This is a genomic window from Thiocapsa marina 5811 (assembly GCF_000223985.1).
In the GTDB taxonomy this organism is placed as follows: Bacteria; Pseudomonadota; Gammaproteobacteria; order Chromatiales; family Chromatiaceae; genus Thiocapsa; species Thiocapsa marina.
Genome location: NZ_AFWV01000014.1, coordinates 1 through 21902, shown reverse-complemented (window position 1 = coordinate 21902; position 21902 = coordinate 1). Strand labels below are relative to the sequence as shown.

General features: G+C 64.8%; 15 protein-coding genes. 6 read left to right on the top strand and 9 right to left on the bottom strand.

Annotated elements, in window-relative coordinates:
* Positions 1–58: 58 nt before the first annotated feature.
* The 7 genes from THIMADRAFT_RS19145 to pstS (THIMADRAFT_RS19115) all read right to left on the bottom strand — a co-directional run bounded on the left by THIMADRAFT_RS19145 (position 59) and on the right by pstS (THIMADRAFT_RS19115) (position 8406).
* Complete coding sequence (locus THIMADRAFT_RS19145) at positions 59–1909, bottom strand: pyruvate kinase (RefSeq protein WP_007194749.1); 1851 nt, start codon at positions 1907–1909, stop codon at positions 59–61.
* A gap of 248 nt (positions 1910–2157) precedes the next feature.
* Positions 2158–2715, bottom strand: coding sequence for a hypothetical protein (locus tag THIMADRAFT_RS19140; RefSeq protein ID WP_007194748.1), 558 nt, complete (start codon positions 2713–2715; stop codon positions 2158–2160).
* 244 nt (positions 2716–2959) lie between these two features.
* Entirely contained in the window at positions 2960–4027 is a 1068-nt protein-coding gene (pstS, locus tag THIMADRAFT_RS19135) for a phosphate ABC transporter substrate-binding protein PstS (RefSeq protein ID WP_007194747.1), read from the bottom strand.
* Positions 4028–4097: 70 nt separating this feature from the next.
* A complete protein-coding gene (gene pstB, locus THIMADRAFT_RS19130; protein WP_007194746.1) occupies positions 4098–4925 on the bottom strand; it encodes a phosphate ABC transporter ATP-binding protein PstB in 828 nt (275 codons plus the stop codon).
* A 20-nt stretch (positions 4926–4945) separates the two neighbouring features.
* On the bottom strand, positions 4946–5836 hold the full coding sequence (pstA, locus tag THIMADRAFT_RS19125) for a phosphate ABC transporter permease PstA (protein ID WP_007194745.1): 891 nt from the start codon (positions 5834–5836) through the stop codon (positions 4946–4948).
* Positions 5833–6810, bottom strand: coding sequence for a phosphate ABC transporter permease subunit PstC (gene pstC / locus THIMADRAFT_RS19120; protein ID WP_007194744.1), 978 nt, complete (start codon positions 6808–6810; stop codon positions 5833–5835). The genes pstA and pstC overlap by 4 nt, the downstream gene beginning before the upstream one ends.
* A gap of 540 nt (positions 6811–7350) precedes the next feature.
* Entirely contained in the window at positions 7351–8406 is a 1056-nt protein-coding gene (gene pstS / locus THIMADRAFT_RS19115; protein ID WP_007194743.1) for a phosphate ABC transporter substrate-binding protein PstS, read from the bottom strand.
* Between the two features lie 587 nt (positions 8407–8993).
* Between pstS (THIMADRAFT_RS19115) and THIMADRAFT_RS19110 the strand changes: the two genes are divergently transcribed.
* Both THIMADRAFT_RS19110 and THIMADRAFT_RS19105 read left to right on the top strand, forming a co-directional pair.
* Positions 8994–13139, top strand: a complete 4146-nt coding sequence (locus THIMADRAFT_RS19110; RefSeq protein WP_007194742.1) for a hypothetical protein — start codon at positions 8994–8996, stop codon at positions 13137–13139.
* Positions 13136–13888, top strand: a complete 753-nt coding sequence (locus THIMADRAFT_RS19105) for a hypothetical protein (RefSeq protein ID WP_007194741.1) — start codon at positions 13136–13138, stop codon at positions 13886–13888. The genes THIMADRAFT_RS19110 and THIMADRAFT_RS19105 overlap by 4 nt, the downstream gene beginning before the upstream one ends.
* A gap of 79 nt (positions 13889–13967) precedes the next feature.
* Here the strand turns inward: THIMADRAFT_RS19105 and fabA are convergent, their stop codons facing one another.
* Both fabA and THIMADRAFT_RS19095 read right to left on the bottom strand, forming a co-directional pair.
* Complete coding sequence (fabA, locus tag THIMADRAFT_RS19100) at positions 13968–14483, bottom strand: 3-hydroxyacyl-[acyl-carrier-protein] dehydratase FabA (RefSeq protein ID WP_007194740.1); 516 nt, start codon at positions 14481–14483, stop codon at positions 13968–13970.
* A gap of 202 nt (positions 14484–14685) precedes the next feature.
* Positions 14686–16407, bottom strand: a complete 1722-nt coding sequence (locus tag THIMADRAFT_RS19095) for a proline--tRNA ligase (RefSeq protein ID WP_007194739.1) — start codon at positions 16405–16407, stop codon at positions 14686–14688.
* A gap of 235 nt (positions 16408–16642) precedes the next feature.
* Here THIMADRAFT_RS19095 and THIMADRAFT_RS19090 point away from each other — a divergent pair, with 235 nt between their 5' ends.
* The 4 genes from THIMADRAFT_RS19090 (at position 16643) to ilvC (ending at position 21400) form a co-directional block, all read left to right on the top strand.
* Positions 16643–17698 carry a PilZ domain-containing protein gene (locus tag THIMADRAFT_RS19090; protein ID WP_007194738.1) on the top strand — a complete coding sequence of 352 codons (1056 nt, stop codon included), beginning with the start codon at positions 16643–16645 and terminating at the stop codon, positions 17696–17698.
* 141 nt (positions 17699–17839) lie between these two features.
* Positions 17840–19627: an acetolactate synthase 3 large subunit gene (locus tag THIMADRAFT_RS19085; RefSeq protein ID WP_007194737.1), complete on the top strand. Its 1788-nt coding sequence runs from the start codon at positions 17840–17842 to the stop codon at positions 19625–19627.
* A gap of 31 nt (positions 19628–19658) precedes the next feature.
* Complete coding sequence (gene ilvN / locus THIMADRAFT_RS19080; protein WP_007194736.1) at positions 19659–20150, top strand: acetolactate synthase small subunit; 492 nt, start codon at positions 19659–19661, stop codon at positions 20148–20150.
* A gap of 233 nt (positions 20151–20383) precedes the next feature.
* A complete protein-coding gene (gene ilvC / locus THIMADRAFT_RS19075) occupies positions 20384–21400 on the top strand; it encodes a ketol-acid reductoisomerase (RefSeq protein WP_199484269.1) in 1017 nt (338 codons plus the stop codon).
* The last annotated feature ends 502 nt before the right edge of the window (positions 21401–21902 follow it).

The following is a 21902-nucleotide window of genomic DNA, read 5'->3' as shown; positions in this document are numbered from 1 at the left end:
CGTGCTGAAGTCGCGATTGGCGTCGAACTTATGCAGCGATACTCCGCACTGTCTAGGACTATTTGAGCTGCGCCACCGACAGCTTACGCAGCGTTGCCCGCCGTTTGACGTAATGCTCGTCCATGCGTCCGATGATCCCGTCGAGGAAACGGACGGTCTCGACGATGTTCGGCCCCTTGTTCAGCATCGCGCATTCGGCCTGGATACTCATGGCGGCGTCCGAGACCTCCGCGCGCGACGGTGCCCCCTTCTTGGCCATGCCCTCGAGGATCTGGGTGGCCCAGATCACCGGGATATGCGCCGCCTCGCAGAGCCAAAGGATTTCCTGCTGGACCTCGGAGAGGCGCTCGAAGCCCACTTCGACAGCCAGATCACCCCGCGCGATCATGATCCCGACGGGGGGCGAGTTGAGGCTTGCGAGCAGGATCCGCGGGAGGTTCTCGAAGGCCTGACGGTTCTCGATCTTGAGCACGACACCGAGACGGTTGGCGCCGAGTCGGTAGAGCGCGTCGTGCAGACGCTCGACATCATCCGGTCCACGGACAAAGGAGAGGGCGACCATGTCGGCAAACTTGACGACTGCCGGCAGGTCGTCGAGGTCTTTCTCGGTCAGCGCGGACATCTCGAGCGCGGTGTCGGGGAAGTTGATGCCCTTCTCGGCGCGCAGCTTGGCGCCTTGCGGCCCGGTATGGGTGATCTTGACCCGGATGCGCTGGCCGTCGTTCTCCTGGACGAGCCCGCCGATCTTGCCGTCGTCGAACCAGACACGGTGCCCATGCGCAACCTGTTCGAACGCCGCATCGAGGGTACAGTGGATCTGAGCCGGCGCGACGATGCGACCGGAGGCGTCCCGCTCGGCGTTCGTACCGGGTTGGTCGTCACGGGTCAAAATCAGGGTGTCTCCGGGCAGCAGGCAGATGGGGTTGATTACCTCGGGGATCTCGACGATGCGCCCTTCCCCGATCGACTTGCTCCCGCGTAGGCCCGTCACCGGGGTCTCGTCCTGAATGTAGGCGGTCCGCTCGCTTTCGGCGATGAATGATTGCCCGACCGCCTCGACGATCTTCAGCTCATGGTGTTGACCGCGCGTGTCGGTCAGACCAACGCGATCGCCGACATCGAGCCTTGCGAGCAGACCGCACTGGATCCGGAGGGTGTAGCGAACATCGCCGGGGGTCGGCTCGGCCGCGGCCGCCGTGGTCAGCCAAATACGAGCCGGCCTAGTGATGCGACCGAAGACATCCCGATCGGGCGCCAATCGCTTCACCCGCCCGCTCGCCCGAATAGCACCCGTGCGGAGCTTGGGACCCGCCAGGTCGGCCTGCACGCGGCAGTTGCGCCCGACGATCCGCTCCGCACGGCGCAGGTTTTCCACCATCGCGAACCAGGCATCCGGACCGTCGTGGGCGCAGTTGATGCGCATGACATCCATCCCGGCGATGAGGAGATCCTGCACCAGTTGCGCATCCGAGGCGGCTTCGCTGGGCATGGTCACCATGATGCGAACGAATCGGTCGCGGGGCTCGGGACCTAGGAGCGCTCGCGTGTGATCCCGAAGCAACAGGGGTCCGGTACGGAAGTCCACCGGCGGTTCCGGCGCCGGACCGAGATCTTTGCCGCTGAGCTGCTCCAGGATGGCCATGACCGAGTTGAGGCTCGCCAGGGCATGGGGCTCGAGTATGCCGAGCGACGAGAGCCCCAAGGCGCCGAGGTCCTGCTGCAGACTTCGGATGTCGTGTTGACGAATACTCAGATAGTGAAGGAAGTTGCGTGCACTGTCGCGATGGCTGGGCTCGATCTTCGCGATCTCGGCGGCGTACGCTCGCTCGAATTCGACGGCACCCTCGCGGAGGGTGGCGAGCTGGGCGATCGGCCTTTCCAGTTGGCGAGACGTCGGCGTCGTGGTCATGGGGAGAGTGCTCGAGAGGTTGGAATCTGCTGCAGGGTGTCGGCGTAGGTCGGAAACATACGACGGTTGTGTTGCGGTTGTGTGATCCCGTTGCATGATGGGGTAGGCGTCCATGTGCTCGCTTCCCGGGAGACGATGCACAGGCTGGCTCAATTCCGGGGCGTTGCGGATCAAGGATCTCCGACGGCGTAAGGAGCGCGAACCGTGGCCGTTCTCGCGGACGGAGCGCCATCTCGGGGCAGGGGTCGTCAGGCGGCAGGGACAAGATACTCAGGCCCGCCGTTGCCTTTTAGGAGGCGTGCGAGGCGCTTCTTGACCTTCGGCATCGTGAACAGCATGCCGAGGCTGTGTTTGCGCGAGTCCTTGACCAGGGTGGAGGGGTCGAAATAGGCCTTTGCGTTGTCGACGGACAGGACGAAGGGTGGTTGGCCTTCACGGGCCAGCAGGTAGCTCATGATCAGCGAGCCGGTGCGGTGGTTGCCTTCGAGAAAGAGCTGTGGCCGACTCAGGATGTAGACGTAGACACCGGCCGCGCGAAACCAGACCTTCTCTTCGCGGTGATGCGCAAGCCACTCCATTAAGCCACCGATGCCGGCGCCGTCCTGCTCGTAGAAGTGCCGCTCGGTGGAGGCGATGTGCATGGAGAACTCACTGCGTCTCTCGAGATCCTGTCCGCACAGCACGCAGGTGTTGAGCTCCAGGAGCCATTGCGAGTGTCCGACCTCGAAGGGGTCGAGCCCGCTCGCCAGTGCGTCGTCGACCATTCGGTAGCCGGCCATCATGTTCCGGCGCACCAGCTCGGTCATCGGATCCCTGGGCGTGCTCAGGGTCCGGTTGATCCGCTCGAAATCGGTCTGAACGGCGTGCAGAGAGGTGTCGATCGCGGTGAGGTTCAGGCGTATGGGTTCTATGGCGCGATCTCCGCGGCGAGTGCGCCTTGGCGCCTTTGGGTTTCAACTGCTCTCTTTAGGGTTATGGGGCCCACAGTACGCGACTCGGTTTTGGATCAATCCATCCCTGGATCGAGCTGCTGGGCCGATCGGTTTCGGCCTATTGGATGGCTTTGAGGGCGCGCGTCGCGGCAGAGACGATGTTGGCCGGAAGCGGGATGTAGCCCAAGTCTTCGGCGATCGGTTGTCCCGTGTTCAGGGCCCAGGTCACCGCAGCCTTCAGCGCCGCCGCCTTCTCGGGCTCCGGATAGGCGCCATAGAGCAAGAGCCAAGACAGACTGACGATGGGGTAGGCATCCGGCGCGTCCGGATCGGGAACGAAGAGCCGCAGGTTCTCGGGCATGCGCTCCGCCGCTGCGGTTTCGAGCGTGCGCTGACCGCTCTCGGCGTCCGGCTTGACGAAGTTGCCGGCTTGATTCTGTAAGGTCGCAATCGGCAGCCCCAGGCGTTTTGCAAAGAAATATTCGATGTAGCCGATCGATCCGTGGCTGATCTTGATCTTGTGCGCGACCCCCTCGTTGCCCGTTCCGGTCATGGCGCCGCCCGGCCAGTCGAGCAGTGTTCCCGTTCCCGGGCCCTCGTTCAGCCAAGCCGGGCTGATGGTGCCGAGATGGTTGGTGAAGACGAAGGTGGTCCCGGAGCCATCGCGGCGCACCACCGTCTGAATCAGCTTCGAGGGCAGCTCGAGGTCCGGATTGGCCGCGACGATACGGGGATCGTCCCATTTCCAGATCTTGCCCAGAAAGATGTCGACATAGACATCGCGGGGCAGCCGCAGCTCGCCTTCGACGCCCGGCAGGTTGTAGGCGAGCACGACCATGCCTGCGGTGGCCGGGATCAGCACGGCACCGCGGGCCACTTGGGCGATCTGCTCGTCCGTCATGGCCGAATCGCTGGCACCGAAATCGACCGCCTCGGCGATGAAGCGTTTGACGCCCTCGCCGCTGCCCACGCCTTCATAGCTGAAACGCGCATCGGATTGCTCCGCGTTGTAACGGCGAATCCACTCCTGGTAGAGCGGCTCGGGGAAGGTCGCACCCGCCCCCGTGATCTGCAGCCCGGTCGGGGAATCCGTCGTCGGATCGCTCGACTCTCCGCCGCATGCCGTCAATAGGATCGAGACAAAGACCGCCGTAGCGGCGTGCGTCACCCCGGGAAACCTTGTCATGGCCCGTCCTCGTGAACTGAAATGGATGCGCGCCCAAGCCGCACGACGGCGGGCGCGCGCTGCGACAGGATCAGCTGAACTCGCCGGAGACGTATTGCTTGGTGAGATCCTCTTGGGGATCCTCGAAGATCCGGCGGGTCTCGTCCATTTCGACCAGGTAGCCGGTACGCCCGCCTTGCGAGATGTCGACACCGAAGAAGGCCGTGGTATCGGCGACGCGGGTCGCCTGCTGCATGTTGTGGGTGACCAGGGCGACCGTGTAACTCTCCTTGAGCTCGAGCATGAGCTGCTCGACCTGGCGGGTTGCGATGGGGTCCAGCGCCGAGCAGGGCTCGTCCATCAGCAGGACATCGGGCTCGGTTGCGATCGCCCGGGCGATGCACAGCCGCTGCTGCTGTCCGCCGGAGAGCGAGAGGCCGCTCTTGTTCAACTTGTCCTTCACCTCCTTCCAGAGCGCGGCGCGCTCCAGAGCCTTCTGCACACGCTCCTCGAGGTTGCCCTTGTAGCGGTTCAGCCGCAGACCGAAGGCGACGTTGTCGTAGATGCTCATCGAGAAGGGGTTCGGCTGTTGAAAGACCATCCCGATATAGCGCCGGACCACAACCGGGTCGACATTCTTGCCGTAAACGTCTTGGCCGTGATACTTGACGTGGCCTTCGAATCGAAAGATCGGGATCAGATCGTTCATCCGATTGAGGCTGCGCAGCACCGTACTCTTGCCGCAGCCGGAGGGGCCGATGAAGCCCGTGATCTTGCCCTTCTCGATCGGGACATTGCTGTTGCGCACGGCGAGAAAATCGCCGTAGAACACCTTCTGGAGCTGACAATCGATCACGGTCGGGCCGACCGGCGTGAAAGCCGCTGCTCGCGGCGCCATTGCTTCAGCTGTTGCGCTCATGACTCATACCTCGGGATGGGTTACACCTTGGACTGCCCGATGAGGCGCGCCAGGATATTGAAGACAAGGACGATCAGGACCAGCACCAGGGATGCGGCCCAGGCGAGCTCGATCTGGTTGTCGAACGGCATGGCCGAGAAGTTGTAGATGAGGATGGACAGCGAGGCGGTCGGCTCCATCAGCTCGGACATGAAGTAGTTGCTGAAGAGTGCCGTGAAGAGCAGCGGAGCGGACTCGCCCGCCGCACCGGCAACCGCAAGCATGATGCCGGTCAGGATGCCGGGCAGGCCGGTCGGCAGCACCACCTTCCAGATCACCTGACTGCGGGTGCAGCCCATCCCGAAGGCCGCATCGGTCATCTTCTGCGGCACCTGCTTCATGGACTCCTCGGCGGCCAGCACGACCGTCGGCAGCATGAGGACCGCAAGGGCCACACCGCCGGCGACCGCCGAGTAGCCGAAGTTGATGACCAGTACGGCGTAGGTGAAGACACCCGCCAGGATCGAGGGGAAGCCGGTCAGGGTCTTCGCCACGAAGCGCGCCGTTCCCGCCAGCGGGCTGTGGGGATCGAGGATCGCCAGATAGATGGCCGCGAGCAGACCGATCGGGACGCTGATCGCGGTCGCGATGGCGACCATCACCAAGGTGCCGATGATGGCGTTTGCGAAACCGCCGCCCATCTCGAAGCCGGCCGGCGGCAGGGAGGTCAACGCCTCGATATCCAGGCGAGCGCCGCCTTCCGCCACCAACATGATGATGACCGAAAAGAGCGGGATGCTGCCCAGGATGGCGATGCCCCAGGTCAGGCCTGTCAGGACGCCGCTGGTGAGCGCCCGCAACTCGAAAGGTCGGCGCTCCAGGCTCAACCGCTGCATGTCCTGCGGGCGGGATGTCAAGTCGATGTCGCTCATGCCTTGCCCTCGAACTTGCGAACGGTGTATTGCTGGATGCCCAGCCCGACAACGTTGACGACCAGTGTGATCAAGAGGAGCACCACGGCGGCGTACATAAGTGCCTGGACCTCGATCTGGCCGGCTTCCGGGAAGCTCGAGGCCAGGAGAGAGGCCAGCGTGTTGGCCGGGGCGAACAGCGACAGGTTGATCTGGTTGCTGTTGCCGATGAGCATCGCCAGGGCCATGGTCTCGCCGAGCGCGCGTCCGAAGCCCAAGACCAGCGCCGCCAGGATCCCGGAGGAGGCGGTCGGCAACATCACCTTGAGAATGGCTTCCCAGCGAGTCGTGCCCATCCCGTAGGCCGCTTCCTTGACCTTGTAGGGGATGCGCCGGAAGGCATCGACCGTGATGGCGGCGACCGTCGGCAGGATCATGATGGCGAGCACCAAGGCCGCGGGCGCCATGCCGGGACCGCTCAGCTCGGTCCCGAAGATCGGGATGAATCCGAGCTCGCTGTGCAGCCATTCGGCGACGGGGCGCAGCATCGGGATGACGACATAGATGCCCCAGAGGCCGTAAACCACGGAAGGAATCGCGGCCAGCAGCTCGACGATGGTCCTGAAGACCGCGGCGAGACGGGCGTGGATGAAGTCTTGCGTGAGAAAGATCGCGATGGCGACCCCGAAGGTCCCGCCGAGGATCAAGGCCAAGAAGGAGCTGTAGAGCGTCCCCCAGATCTCGGGCAGGACGCCGAATTCCTGTGTGCCGACGTTCCAGGTCGTGCCCGAGACGAAGCTCAGACCGTGCTGAGCCATCGCCGGCAATGCCAGGCCCCCGATCTCCCAGAGGATGAAGAGAATCAGGAGGATGATAAGCGCCGCACAGGACAGCGCGATGATGCGAAAGACGGAGTCGGCGAGATAATCGCTTCCGGAGGGTGGTCCGGAGACGCTGCTTGCCGAGTCTGCATGCTCGAATGGATTCAGGGCCATGGGTTTGTATCCGCCTGGATGTGCGTCGATCGGAACGATGGACCCGCGGTCTTCTCAGCCTCGTCGGGCGGATCGAATGCGGTGGCTCCGCCCGTATGGATCGCCTGTGAGGGCGATCCGGACGGAGGATCCGCATGGGCGCTCATGCCGGCTCACCCCATGTGAACCGGCGCGCCCCATCCCCCCGACATGCTCCCCCGACATGTTCCGAAGACCCTGGTCCTGTCCCGCTAAGCAAGGGTTCAACAACAAGTGATCCAACTGAGCCCCTCTCCCCTCTCGGGAGAGGGTTGGGGAGAGGGGGAGAACGAACCGGAATGGCTAACAGTTTTTGAACCGTTACTAAACCGCGTCCAGAGCGACAAGCGTCATTTTCACTTTGTGTCGGGATTAGGGATTTTTCCGAACCTCGTGGAGACGCGGTTTAGAATTTTAAATTTTTTAGAACTTTAAACCGCGCCGTCTCCGACAATCGTCGAGTCTGCCGAGGCCGATCCCGTTCAAAAACATCACATGCCGCACCGGGCGCGGTTTAAAGGACTACTGGATCAGCGCAGAGACCTCGCGGACCTTCTCGACCACGTTCGCGGGCAGCGGGATGTAGCCCATCGAGTCCGCGCTCTTCTGACCTTCGGTCAAGCAATACTCGACCAGGTCACGCGCGACCTGCGCCTTCTCGGCGTCCTGCGTCTCCGGGAAGATGAGCCAGGTGTAGCTGACGATCGGATAGGCCTCGTCGCCGGCGGGATCCATGATCCAGGCGCGCAGATCCGGAACCTCCGAGCCCGGCAGGTTGCCGGCGGGGAACTCGGCGGTCGCCAACGCCGCGGCGCCGCTCTCGGCGCCGGCTGCGACGAACTTGCCGTCCTGGTTTTCGAGGATGGCGCTCGGGGCCTTCGTCAGCTTTGCGAAACCATATTCCACATAGCCGATGGCCCCGGGCGTCTGTTTCACCGTTGCGGTGACGCCGTCGTTTTTCGGTGCCTTGACGAACGTCGTGCTCTTCGGCCACTGCGGCGACTTCCCTTGGCCGACCGTGGTCTTGAAGGACTCGCTGACGGCGGAGAGATGTCCGCTGAAGACATAGGTCGTGCCGGAGGAGTCGGAGCGGACGACGACCGTGATGTCGTCAGCGGGCAGCTCGACTCCCGGATTGGCGGCGGTGATCTTCGGATCGTTCCACTTCGTGATCTCGCCCGAAAAGATGGCCGGATAGACGTCGCGCGGGAGCTTCAGCTCCTCGACACCATCGAGGTTGTAGGTCAGGACGATCTCGCCCGCGGTCATGGGCAGCAGCACGACGCCGCTCTTGGCCTGCGCGATCTCCTCGTCGCTCATGGCGGCGTCGCTGCCCGCGAAATCGACGACCTGGTTGATGAAATCCTGGATGCCGGCGCCGCTGCCCTTGGACTGGTAGTCGACCCGCACGCCCTTGTTCGCGGCACTGAAATCCTTGAACCATTTGGCGTAGATGGGTGCCGGAAAGCTCGCGCCCGAGCCCATGAGCTTGACGTCGGCAAACACGGCGGGCGAGAAGGCGGCGGCCGAAAGGCCACCGGCGATCGCGACTGTCTTGAGTAGAGATGAGATTTGCATGAGTAAAAAACTCCGGGTCGGACGGTGTCGGGTGTGATGGTCGGGTGTGATGGATCGACCGAGCACGATTGTCCCGAAAGTGTCTGCCAAATCCGTGACGGCAACGTGATGATTAGGTGACGGTTTTGCGAAAGGTTGTGTTCGGAGTGGGCTTAACCGCGTCCGGAGCGATAGGCGTCGTTTGCAGTGTGCGTTTGGCTTCGGAGATACCCTTGATCCCGGTGAGACGCGGTTTGGATCAGGCCGTTTCGTTTCGGGAGACCAGCCGGATCCAGCTCGGCAGCCCGAGCTTTGACGGCCCGAGCTCACTCGCTCGTGACACCCGCTCTGCGGTGTCACGCATGCCCCTGGCGCTCTGCGCCACGTGCCGCGATGGCCGAAGTGACGAGCAAGGCCATCAGGCGCCTCGCCGCGGCGGACATGCCGAGGATCGAATGTCGTGTTTTGCTTGCCTTCTCCCTGCTTCTCGTCATAGTTGGCCCTGTATAGAAGGGGCCTGCGAACCGATCGGAAGGCGACCAATGGCTTGGGCGCACGCGAATCGGCACGGCCAATCTCCAGCAAGACCCTGGCGCTCGAGTGACACTATGCCGAACGTACCGCGAAGTCTTCTGCTGCTCCTCTTGATCCTGTCGGCGCCGCTGCGGGCACAAATCGATGTCGTTGCGGACGGATCTTCGCCGCCGGGCCCCGAGAACCTGTCCGGGCCGACCGTCCCCGACGCGTTGCGGCCATGGATTCCCTGGGTTCTGGAAGGCGGTCCCGAAGGTCAGGATCAACGCGCCTGTCCGATCGATCCGGCCGACGGTGCACGCCTCTGCGCCTGGCCCGGGCGTCTGGAGCTGGCGTTGAGCGGGCAGGGCGGAACCTTCGCTCAGGTCTGGCAGGTCCTTGCCGAGTCTGCGGTGCCGCTGCCGGGCGACGCGGATGCCTGGCCGCTCGAGGTCGCGGCGGACGGGTCCGCACTGCCGGTGGTCCAGCGCGACGGCCGGCCGACGGCGACACTTGCGGCCGGGGTCCACCGGGTGACCGGGCGTTTCGTCTGGGAGCGTCCGCCGGACGCGCTCCTGATCCCGCCCATGGTCGGGCTGGTCGCGCTGGTGCGCGATGGCCGCGTGGTGCCGACGCCGCGATTGGATCGGACCAACCGTCTCTGGCTCGGTGACCCTGCGGGGTCCGAGACCGAGCGCTCGGGCGATCGTCTGAGCCTGGAGGTCTATCGGCGCATCCAAGACAGTCTGCCGCTCGAGGTCCTGACTCGGCTTCGGCTCGAGGTCTCCGGCGGTGCACGCGAGGTGCGGCTGGGCCCCGTGCTCTTGCCCGGCGGGATCCCCTTGCGGATCGATAGCCCCTTGCCGGCGCGACTCGAAGAGGACGGGATGCTGCGCGTGCAGGTGCGCCCCGGGCGCTGGGCGGTCGATGTCGTGGCCCATCACCCGGGCGATGTGTCCGAGCTGTCGCGTCCCGAGACCGCTGCACCCTGGCCGGAGCGCGAGATCTGGGCCTTTGCCGCGGAGCCCGCGCTGCGGCGGGTCGAGCCCTCCGGTCTCGATGCGGTGGATCCGCGACAAACCGGCGTCCCCGAGGAGTGGTCGCGTCTGCCGGTCTATCGGGCCGAGCCGGGTGCGCTCCTGCGTCTGGCCGAGCAGGCCCGCGGAGATCCCGATCCGGGACCGGACCGTCTGCGCCTGGATCGCGAGCTTTGGCTCGACTTCGACGGGAAGGGCTACAGCGTGCAGGATCGCATCGGCGGGCAGCTCTCGCGCGGCTGGCGGTTGGATGCCGGACCGGCACTCGCGCTGGGCGCCGTGAGCGTCGACGGCCGTCCGGTGCTGATCACGCGTCTGAACGACGAGACATCGCCGGGTGTGGAGGTCAGGCGGGGCACTCTGGATGTCGTGGCGGATGCTCGGCTCGACTCCGCACCCGGACGCGTTCCGGCCTCCGGTTGGGCGACGGAGTTCGAGAGCGTGGACGCCCGGCTGTATCTCCCGCCCGGTTGGGATCTCTTGACCGTCCAAGGCGTCGACAACCTCCCGAGCACCTGGATCGGGCGCTGGAGCCTGTTGGATCTCTTTCTGGTGCTGATCACGACACTCGGTATCGGCCGGATCTGGGGCTGGGGCTGGGCGTTGCTTGCCCTGCTCACGCTCGGCCTGACCTGGCAGGCGCCCGGTGCCCCGCGGCTGATCTGGCTGAACGTGCTGGCCGCCGCGGCGCTGCTTCGATTGATCCCGGACGCGCCCGTGCGTACCGGTCTGCGGCGCCTGCGAAACCTGGTGACCCTCTATTTTCGACTGGCCTTGCTGGGACTATTGGTCATCGGGCTCCCGTTCTTGGTGAGCGAGGTCCGCGACGGGCTCTTTCCGCATCTGGAACGTCCGTGGGTCGAGCTGGGCGACGCCGGATCGGTCGCGCGGACGACCGCCGCATCCGCACCCGCACTTGAGCTGCGCAGCTCGATGGACATGGAGGCGATGTCCAAACGCGAGCGTCTCTCCGGTGCCCTGTCCGGAGCCGCCGCTCCGATTCCCGAGCCCGTGGAAGTCATGGATCCCGATGCACGTCTTCAGACCGGAGCCGGCATCCCGGACTGGCGCTGGAACAGCGTCGAGCTGCGCTGGAGCGGACCGGTCGGCGAGCAGGAGTCGGCACGTCTCTGGTTGTTGACGCCGACCTTGAACCTGGTGCTCTCGCTTCTCGGCGCCGTCCTCTTGGTGCTGCTCGGTCTGCGGTTGGCCGGGCTCCTCGGGGCGCGCGGGACACACGGCGCGGGCCTCGCGCTTCTGGTCGCCTTGGGAGTGGGGACTGCGCTCGGCACCGAGCCTGCCTCGGCCGAGGATCTGCCCGGCCCCGAGTTGCTTCAGGAGCTACGTACCCGTCTGCTCGCCCCGCCGGATTGTCTGCCGCATTGCGTCGATCTACCCCTCATGGTCCTGGCGGCGGATCCCGATCGGCTGGTGCTGGATTTGACCTTGGATGCCGCGGTCGCGGTCGCGGCGCCCATGCCGGGCGGGGCAGGGGGCTGGCTGCCGACCGAGATCCGCGTGGACGGCGCTCCCTCGGACGGACTGCGCCAAGATGCGGCCGGTCGGCTCCTGCTCATGCTTCCAGCCGGCCGGCATGGGGTCAGACTCGTCGGTCCGCTTGCGAGCCGCGATCAGGTCGAGATCCCGCTGCCCTTGCCGCCGCGCCTGATCCGGGCCACCGTCGAGGGCTGGAACCTGGAAGGTCTGGATGCGGGCGGGCGTGCCGGTGCTCAGATTCGCCTGGTGCGCATCTCCGACACCGGCGACCCGCAGGAGGTGTCGCTCGCCCAAGGTGCGCTGCCGCCGCTGCTGCGTGTCGAGCGGACCCTACGGATGGGCATCGACTGGCGCGTGGACACCCGCGTTCTGCGTCTTTCGCCCGACGCGTTTCCGGTCTTGATCCCGGTGCCGTTGCTCCGGGGCGAGTCCGTGCAGACACCCGGTGTTCAGGTCGAGGGCTCGGCGGTCCTCGCGGATCTGCCCGCCGGGCGCTCGGAGGTTACCTGGTCGTCGCGACTGGAGCCGACCCGCGAGCTGCGTCTCGTTGCCCCCATGGATCCGCGCCTGAGCGAGGATTGGCGTCTCGATGTGGGACCGCTCTGGCACCTGGAATACGCGGGTATCGCGCCGGTCCATCGGCTGGGTCCGGCGCAGCGCTGGCTGCCCAACTGGCGACCCCTGCCGGGCGAGACACTCCTCCTGACCCTCACCCGACCACCGGGCGTCCCGGGGCCGACCTTGACCATCGATCGCGTCGACACGCGCGTCGAGCCGGGCCAACGCGGGACCCTCTCGACCCTGACGCTGGAGATCCGCAGCAGTCAAGGCGGCAGCCATGTCATCCGGCTGCCGGACGCCGCCGAGCCCATCGCCTTCAGCCTGGACGGCCGCAGTCTTCCCCTGCCGGACACGGCGCCGGAGGTCGAGCTGCCGCTCACGCCCGGCTCGACCCGGGCCGAGCTGACCTGGCGCGAGCCGCAACCCTTGGGACTCGGCTACCGGCCCGATCTGCCCGATCTGGGCAGTACGGCCGTGAACCTGAATCTCTCGCTGGACCTGCCCGACGACCGCTGGGTTCTCTGGACGTGGGGGCCGAGGATCGGGCCTGCCGTGCTCTTCTGGGGAATCCTGCTGGTGCTGATCGGGCTGGCCGCGGGTTTGGGTCGCAGCCGACTCACGCCCCTGCGCATGCACGATTGGCTCCTGCTCGGTATCGGGCTCATCCTGGCCGAGGTCTGGGTCGTGCTGCTGGTCATCGGCTGGCTCTTCGCGCTCGGCCTGCGGCATCGCCTGGAGCCAATGGCACGTCCCGCCTGGCGCTTCAATCTGATCCAAACCGGGCTCGTGATCCTGACGCTCTTCGCCCTCGCGGGTCTCCTCGGCGCCGTCCAGCAAGGTCTGCTCGGGACACCCGAGATGCAGATCAGGGGCAACGGCTCGACCGCGACCGGGCTCAACTGGTATCAAGACCGCGGCGGGCCCGGGTTGCCCGAGGTGTGGGTGCTCTCTGTCCCCATGTGGGTCTACCGCGCACTCATGCTCGCCTGGGCGCTGTGGCTCGCGATGCGGCTGCTCGATTGGCTGCGATGGGGCTGGGAGGGTCTTTCCAAGCCGCTGATCTGGCGGGAGACGGGCGCGTTCGAACGGAAGCGGCCGGCGGCGAAATCCACCCCCGATGCGGAAGAGATGCGTCTGGATCTATGAGCCAAGTCCTGTTCAGCTTCTTTCGCTATCCGATGCGGAAGATCCCGGGCGCCCTGCTCTTGATGGGGTTTCAGCGCCTGCTCGCCGGCCGCGACATGCCCGCCGGCGTGGTCCGGCTGATGGGCTGCGGCAGCGGTGACGGATTCTCCGTGGTTCCGGATCTGCGTGCCTATTGCCTGATGCGCGTACTCGCGAATCCGAACGACGAGGCACGCCTGCGCCGGAGCCGGTTCTACCGCGCGGTCGCCGAGTCGAGCAGCGATCAGCTTCACTTCACGTTGACGCCCCTGTCCAGGCGCGGAACCTGGGACGGCGAGGCCGTGTTCAACTGTCGGGGCGCATCGTCATCGGATCGGCCGCTGGCGGTCCTGACCCGCGCGCGGGTCACGCCGGGGCGGGCGCTTGACTTTTGGCGCAGCGTCCCGGGGATCCGCCGTCAGTTACGCGACACCCCGGGCTGCGCCTACCACATCGGATTCGGAGAGCATCCCCTGCTGACGCTGGCGACATTCAGTGTCTGGGACGGTCCCGCGAGCATGCAGGGGTTTGCCTATCGGAACACCCCGCATCATCGGGCAGGCCACGCGTCACGGCGGGAGGACTGGCTGAGCGAGTCGATGTTCGTACGCTTCGCCCTCGAGCGTCTCGAGGGCGATCTCGAGCGTTATCCTCGCCTCGCTGCAATCATGGGGTCTCGAGCGTGCCACCCGCCGCATCGCGACAGATCAGGGGCATCCCGGACACAGTGATAAGACGGTAGCCTGTTGGGTCCGGTGAGCCTTACTCTCGCTGCGAGAGATCGAATACCGCTCGGGACGTGCTTTAGCCTCAGAAACCCTCGGTCGAGGTAAAGAGACCGACCCGCAGATCCTTGGCGGTGTAGATGGTGCGCCCGTCCACCTGCACCACGCCGTCGCCGATGCCGAGCACCAGCTTGCGCGAGATGACCCGCTTCATGTCGATGTGATAGGTGACCTTGTTTGCGGTCGGGAGAACCTGCCCGGTGAACTTGACCTCGCCCACACCGAGCGCGCGGCCGTGCCCCGGGTTGCCGATCCATGCCAGATAGAAGCCGACGAGCTGCCAGAGGGCGTCCAGGCCCAGACAGCCCGGCATGACCGGGTCGCCGGGAAAATGGCACTGAAAGAACCAGAGCTCGGGCTTGATATCCAGCTCGGCCAAGATCTCGCCCTTGCCGTTGGCGCCGCCGAAATCGGCGATGCGCAGCACGCGATCCATCATCAGCATGTTCGGCACGGGCAGTTGGGCATTGCCCGGACCGAACATCTCGCCGTGTCCGCAGGCGAGGAGCGCATCGCGGTCGAAGGAGGCTTCTTTCGTCATTTTGGGTGAGGTCCTGTGTGTCTTGCGGTTCCAATGGTTAGGGGCTTCCAGTGTCCTGCCTCCTGCCTCCTGCGTCGTCTGAGGTCGTCGGGTGGCATTGACCGCTCGGGGCGCAGTGAGTCTTGACCTGGCCCTTGCTTGAGTCGAGCCTCGGCTGGCGTCTGGCGTCTGGCGTCTGGCGTCTGGCGTCTGGCGTCTGGGATCAGTCCGTCCGAAGCCGCGCCGACAGCCAGCCGACGATCTCCTCGATCGGGATGAGCTGCATCTCGCTGTCGTTGCGGCCCTTGTACTCGACCTGACCGTCGTCGAGCGATTTGTCGCCGACCACGATGCGATGCGGGATGCCGATCAGCTCCATGTCGGCAAACATGACGCCGGGGCGGGCGTCGCGATCGTCGAGCAGGACGTCGATGCCCGCCTGCTTGAGATCCTCGTAAAGCTGATCCGTTGCCTCGCGCACGCGGTAGGATTTGCCGAGCTTCATCGGCAGAAGCGCGACTTGGAAGGGCGCGATCGGTGCCGGCCAAGAGATGCCGCGCTCGTCGTGATGTTGCTCGATCGCCGCGGCGACCACGCGCGACACCCCGATGCCGTAACAGCCCATGGTGAGCGTGGTGGCGCGGCCGTCCTCCCCGAGTACGTTGGCCTTCATCGCCTCGCTGTATTTGCGCCCGAGCTGGAAGATGTGTCCGACCTCGATGCCGCGCGCGATGCGTAGATGTCCCGAGCCATCCGGGCTCGGGTCCCCGTCGATCACGTTGCGAAGATCCGCGACCTCGGGCAGCGGTAGATCCCGGCCCCAGTTCAGACCGAACCAATGCTTGCCGTCCTGATTGGCCCCGGCGCTGAAATCGCCGGTCACCGCGACCGTGCGGTCGACGATGCAGGGGATCGGCAGATCCTTCGGGCCGAGCGATCCGGGACCGGCGCCGATCGCCTCGCGGATCTCGGCCTCGGTTGCCATGCGCAGCGGCGCGGCGACCCCGGGGAGCTTCTCGGCCTTGATGGCGTTGAGCTCATGGTCGCCGCGCACCAGCAGGGCGATCAGAGCAGACCCGCTCTCGGGGGAGGCGGCGACCACCAGGGTCTTGACCGTGCGCTCGATCGGCTGCGCGAACTGCTCGACCAGGTCGGCGATGGTGCGCGCGTTCGGGGTGTCGACCAGGCGCGCGGTCTCCTGCGCGGGCGGGGCGGCGTCGGCCAAGGCGAGGGCCTCGGCCAGCTCGACGTTGGCTGCGTAGTCGCTGGTGTCGGAGAAGGCGATGGCATCTTCGCCGGAGTCCGCCAGCACATGGAATTCGTGCGAGGCGTTGCCGCCGATGCTGCCCGTGTCGGCCTGGACCGGGCGGAAATCCAGCCCGCAGCGGCTGAAGATGCGACTGTAGGCCGCGTGCATCTGTCGGTAGGTGTCTTCGAGCGACGCGTCGTCGAGATGGAAGGAGTAGGCGTCCTTCATCAGGAACTCGCGCGCCCGCATCACGCCGAAGCGCGGCCGGATCTCGTCGCGGAACTTGGTCTGGATCTGGTAGAAGTTGATCGGCAGCTGCTTGTAGCTCTTCAGCTCGTTGCGGGCGAGGTCCGTGATGATCTCCTCGTGCGTCGGGCCGAAGCAGAAGTCGCGCTGGTGGCGGTCGCGCAGACGCAGCAGCTCCGGGCCGTACTGGTCCCAACGACCGGATTCCTGCCACAGCTCGGCGGGTTGCACCGCCGGCATGGCAACCTCCAGGGCTCCGGCACGGTCCATCTCGTCGCGGACGATGCCCTCGACCTTGCGCAGGACGCGCAGCCCCATCGGTAGCCAGGTGTAGAGCCCGGCGGCCAGCTTGCGGATCATGCCGGCACGCAGCATCAGGCGGTGACTGGCGATCTCCGCGTCGGACGGGGTCTCTTTGAGGGTCTGGATCGGGAACTGAGAGGTGCGCATCGGCGAGACTATCGGCAGCGTAAAGGCGCGAAGTGTATTGGTCTACCGGTATCGAAACAACCGCGGGATGCCAAGTCCGATGCCGGTTCGGCGAAGCCGCGGTTGATCCGTTCGGTTCGCGGGGCGTTGGATGCCCCGGTATACTTGCGGCCTGCGCCTGAGGCGTCCAAAACCCCAGATCCCTTTTCAGTCGTCGTGCGTATCGCAGTCGCGACACCCAGGAGCCGAGTGCGAGATGACAACGGAATCGGATGATTCGGTCAGGCATCAAACGACGCCACCTCTGAATCGGCGCACTCAGCGGCGGATCGCCGTGCGCGTGCCGATTCACGTCTACCTTCCGGGCATCGATCAACCGCTCACGGCGATGAACCAGGACATCTCCTGGGGCGGCGCACAGTTCGTCGCGGCGATGCCGGCCGATGCCCTGACGGGTCCGCTGCGGCTGGTTTTCCCCTGGCGCGGACGCGCGAGGGTTGCGGTCGAAGCCGTGGTGGTGCGGGCGCAACGCCTTGAAGCCGGTCACTATCAGGTTGCTGTTCGGTTCGCGAGTCTCTCGCCGCGAAGCCAGTCAAGGCTGGAAAAGCTGCTGAAGATGTTGGATGCCGCGGAAGGGCCGTCGGAGTCGCGCGCCGAAGACTTGGTGCGCGAGCTCGAAGTCGCGGTCGAGGACGCCGGTGCGATGCGCGAAATGCTCGAGCAGATCATGTCGGGAAATCTCAGCATCACCGTCTTCGACCCCTATGCGGCGGGTCAGAGCATCCGTTTGGCGATTCGGGGTGCGGAAAAATTGCCGGGCTTCCGGCTGCGGGCGCGCGTGCTCAAGATCGTCCCGGTCAAGGTCGAGGGGTTCGCTCAATCGGAGATCTTTACGCTCGAGCTCGGATTCGAGCATCCACAGTCCGCGATTACGGCCTTCGCCGGTCTCTTGCTCACGCAACTGCCGCCGGTCTGGAAGGATCCGGAATCCAGCTTCGCGGGTGCTCCGGATTGGCTGCGTGCCATGCATCTGGCAAGACCGACGGAGGATCTCGCGCTCGCCGAGCAAAGTGATGTCTCGGTCTTGGAACTACGCTACCCCGATGCGCTGAGGATCCTCGTGTTGGCTTGGGGAGATCCCGAGTCTTTCGACCTGGCGTTCCAGGACCTGACGCTGGGTCGTCGCGTCGAGCCGGGAGGTTGGCCGGGGGATGCGTGGGACGAGCTGGGCCTTCTCCAGGATGTTCACGACACCGTCTACGGTCTCCCTGCGACTCGACTGAGTCCGCTGCGGCCCACGCGTTGCCGTTGAATCGCCGCGATGGCGGGGAGTCTTGGGCGCGCACCGAATCCGTACCCGGCTTCGGCTCATCGACTTGCTTGACCGGCTGCGTGGATCGCGGTAACTTCGACCGCTTTTGAACCCTTCTGGGACTGATCGGAGGTCACCGAGGTGGCACTGTCTGAAGCGCAATCCGTAGGGGCTGAGCCGGGGCGGCCGGAGCGGAGTGGTGTCGAGCTGAGCGGGGCCGAGATCGTCGTCCAAGCGCTCGCCGACGAGGGCGTCGAGTTCGTTTTCGGCTATCCCGGCGGGGCCGTACTGCACATCTACGACGCGGTGTTTCGGCAGGAGTCCGTCAAACACATTCTTGTCCGCCATGAGCAGGGTGCCTCGCACGCCGCAGACGGCTACGCACGTGCGACCGGCAAGTGCGGCGTCTGTCTCGTGACGTCCGGCCCGGGCGCAACCAACGCGGTCACCGGTATCGCGACGGCCTACATGGACTCCATTCCGATGGTGATCCTGACCGGTCAGGTGCCGACCCCGGTCATCGGCAGCGATGCCTTCCAGGAGGTCGACACCGTCGGCATCACCCGGCCCTGCGTGAAGCACAACTTCCTGGTCAAGGACGTGCGCGACCTCGCCGTGACCATCCGCAAGGCCTTCTATATCGCGACGAGCGGTCGGCCGGGGCCGGTGGTGGTCGACATCCCGAAGGACGTGACGGATCCGAACATCAAGATCCCCTACGATTATCCGCGCGATGTGAAGATGCGCTCGTACAACCCTGTGCTGAAAGGCCATCCCGGGCAGATCCGCAAGGCAGTGGATCTGATCCTCGAGGCGAAGCGGCCGGTCTTCTACACCGGCGGCGGCGTGGTGCTCGGGGAGGCATCGGGGCAGTTGACCGACCTCGTTCGTGCCACCGGTTTTCCGGTCACCAGCACCCTGATGGGGCTCGGCGCCTATCCGATGACCGATCCGCAGTTTATCGGCATGCTCGGGATGCACGGCACCTACGAAGCGAACATGGCGATGCACGAGACCGACGTCTTGATCGCCATCGGTGCGCGCTTCGACGATCGGGTCACCGGCAAGATCGAGCACTTTTGCCCGCATGCGAAGATCATCCATGTCGACGTCGATCCCTCCTCGATCTCCAAAAACGTGAAGGTCCATGTCCCGATCGTGGGACAGGTCGCGAACGTGCTCGCCGATATGCTGAAGCTCTATCGTGAGCTGGCTCCGCGCTCCGAGGAGCAACCGGTGTCCGATTGGTGGGCCAAGATTGCGGAATGGCGCGGCGTGGATTGTCTGCAATACGATCGCAGCAGTGCTGCCATCAAGCCGCAGTTCGCGGTGGAAACACTCTACAAGGTGACCGGCGGCGACCTCTATCTCACCTCGGACGTCGGCCAACACCAGATGTTTGCCGCCCAGTTCTATCCGTTCGACAAGCCGCGGCGCTGGATCAACTCCGGCGGTCTCGGCACCATGGGCTTCGGGCTGCCGGCGGCGATGGGCGTGCAGCTGGCGTTTCCGGATGCGCAGGTCGCCTGCATCTCCGGGGAGGCGAGCATCCTGATGTGTATTCAGGAGCTTGCGACTTGCCTTCAGTACGGGCTTCCCGTGAAGGTCATCCTGCTCAACAACGGCTACATGGGCATGGTGCGTCAGTGGCAGGAGTTCTTCTACGAAAGCCGCTACTCGAACTCTTATGTCGATGCCCTGCCGGACTTCGTGAAGCTCGCCGAGAGTTTCGGGCATGTCGGCATGCGGGTCGACCGGCCGGCCGATCTGGAGGCCGCGATGACCGAGGCGTTCGCGATGAAGAACCGTCTCGTGTTCATGGACGTCATCGTGGATCCGACCGAGAACGTCTACCCGATGATCGCCGCCGGCAAGGGCCACCACGAGATGCACCTGGCGCCGAGTCTGTCGGATCGCGAGCTGGCCTAGATCGCGTCCCGAGCGAAAGAGATCTTAAGACATGAGACATATCATTGCCGTGCTGCTGGAGAACGAGGCGGGTGCACTCTCGCGCGTCGCCGGGCTCTTCTCTGCCCGTGGCTACAACATCGAATCACTGACCGTCGCTCCGACAGACGATCCGACACTCTCGCGGATGACCCTGGTCACCACGGGCAACGACGACGTGGTCGAGCAGATCAAGAAGCAGCTGAACAAGCTGATCGACACGGTAAAGCTGCTCGACCTCTCCGAGGGTCCGCATATCGAACGCGAGATGATGATGATCAAGGTGCGTGCCGAGCGGCAGGACCGCGAGGAGATCAAGCGCCTGACCGAGATCTTCCGCGCCAAGATCATCGATGTGACCGATACCAGCTATGTCATCGAGTTGACGGGGGCCTCCAAGAAGCTGGATGCCTTCATCGGTGCCGTGCCGGAAGGGCTGATCGTCGAGGTCGTGCGCTCGGGACCGACCGGCATCTCGCGCGGCGAGAAGGGTCTCACCGTTTAAGCCGCGTCCGTGTTCGCCCCGGGGTGAGACATGAGCCGCTTTCCCGTGAATCGGGTATGCCGCCTGTCCTTAGCCTCTGTGGCGGACGCGGTTTAAATCTTTACTTTTTTTGGATTGGACTGCTTGCGCGGTTGCGGTTCGCTTTTACGGATCGGACCTGACTGAGTGCCTGAAGGCTGCTCGCCCCCGATCCGCCTCATTTGTCTCCAGCTGAAGGATTCACACCAATGACCATCAATGTGTATTACGACAAAGACGCCGACCTCTCCCTGATTCAGGGCAAGCAGGTCGCGATCATCGGTTACGGCTCGCAGGGTCATGCCCATGCCAACAATCTGAAGGAATCGGGAGTCTCCGTGGTCGTCGGCCTGCGCCCGGGCTCGGCCTCGGCTGCGAAGGCGGCCAATGCGGGGCTCGAGGTCCGCTCGATCGAAGAGGCCGTGAAGGGTGCAGACGTGGTCATGATCCTTGCGCCCGACGAGCACCAGGCCGCCCTCTATCGCGACCAGGTCGCGCCCAACATCAAGCAGGGAGCGGCGCTCGCCTTCGCCCATGGCTTCAACGTGCACTTCGGTCAGATCACGCCGCGCGAAGATCTCGACGTCATCATGATCGCGCCCAAGGGTCCGGGACATCTGGTGCGCTCGACCTACACTCAAGGCGGCGGCGTGCCCAGCCTGATCGCGGTCCATCAGGATGCGACCGGGCAGGCCCGCGATATCGCGCTGGCCTACGCCTCGGCCAACGGCGGCGGGCGTGCAGGGATCATCGAGACCAACTTCCGCGAAGAGTGCGAGACCGATCTCTTCGGCGAGCAGGTCGTGCTCTGCGGCGGGTTGACCTCGCTGATCAAGGCCGGTTTCGAGACCCTGGTCGAAGCCGGGTACGCGCCCGAGATGGCGTATTTCGAGTGCCTGCACGAGGTCAAACTGATCGTCGATCTCATCTATGAAGGCGGCATCGCCAATATGCGCTACTCGATCTCCAATACGGCCGAGTACGGTGACCTGACGCGCGGCCCGCGTATCATCACCGACGAGACCAAGGCGGAGATGAAGCGCATCCTCGGCGAGATCCAGAACGGTCAGTTCGCCAAGGAGTTCATCCTCGAGAACCAGGCCGGCGCGGCGTCGATGAAGGCGATGCGTCGACTCGGCGAAGAGCACCAGATCGAAGAGGTCGGCGAGCGTCTGCGCGACATGATGCCTTGGATCCGAGAGAAGAAGCTGGTCGACAAGTCCCGCAACTGATCGACTGCAACCCGGTTCCTTTGCGGGATTCGATCGCTCGGATCCCGCAAGACACGAAAGGCCATGCACCCGAAGGGCGCATGGCCTTTTGTTTTGTATCGGAATTGTCTTGCCGTGTGTATCGAGTGCTCGCCTGTGACGGCTCCTGCAAGACGCACTCGCTGCTCTTCGCGAAAGGATTAAGCCTGTTCTTTCGCTGAAAGGCCCTGTGCGCGGCTTCGAGCGCTCATGGCTGTCAGCGCCGACCTGAATCTGTAGCCATGTGGCCGGAGTGAACGTGCGGAGGTGTTTCTTCTGCGTGTTCTTCCTCCCCCTATCTTTTCAGTCTCTTCTTCCGCCTTTGGATCTTGTTTTGGGTCGTCTTCGCTGCCGCGCGGCGGCGGCGAGGAGCGCTGTCGTCGGCGATGCTTGGAGTAGCTCGGAGGGCTGCCCAAGTGAAACAGCGAAGACGACGCAAGTGTTTGCACTGCGGTGAATTGTTCCATCCCGATGCGCGCAATGC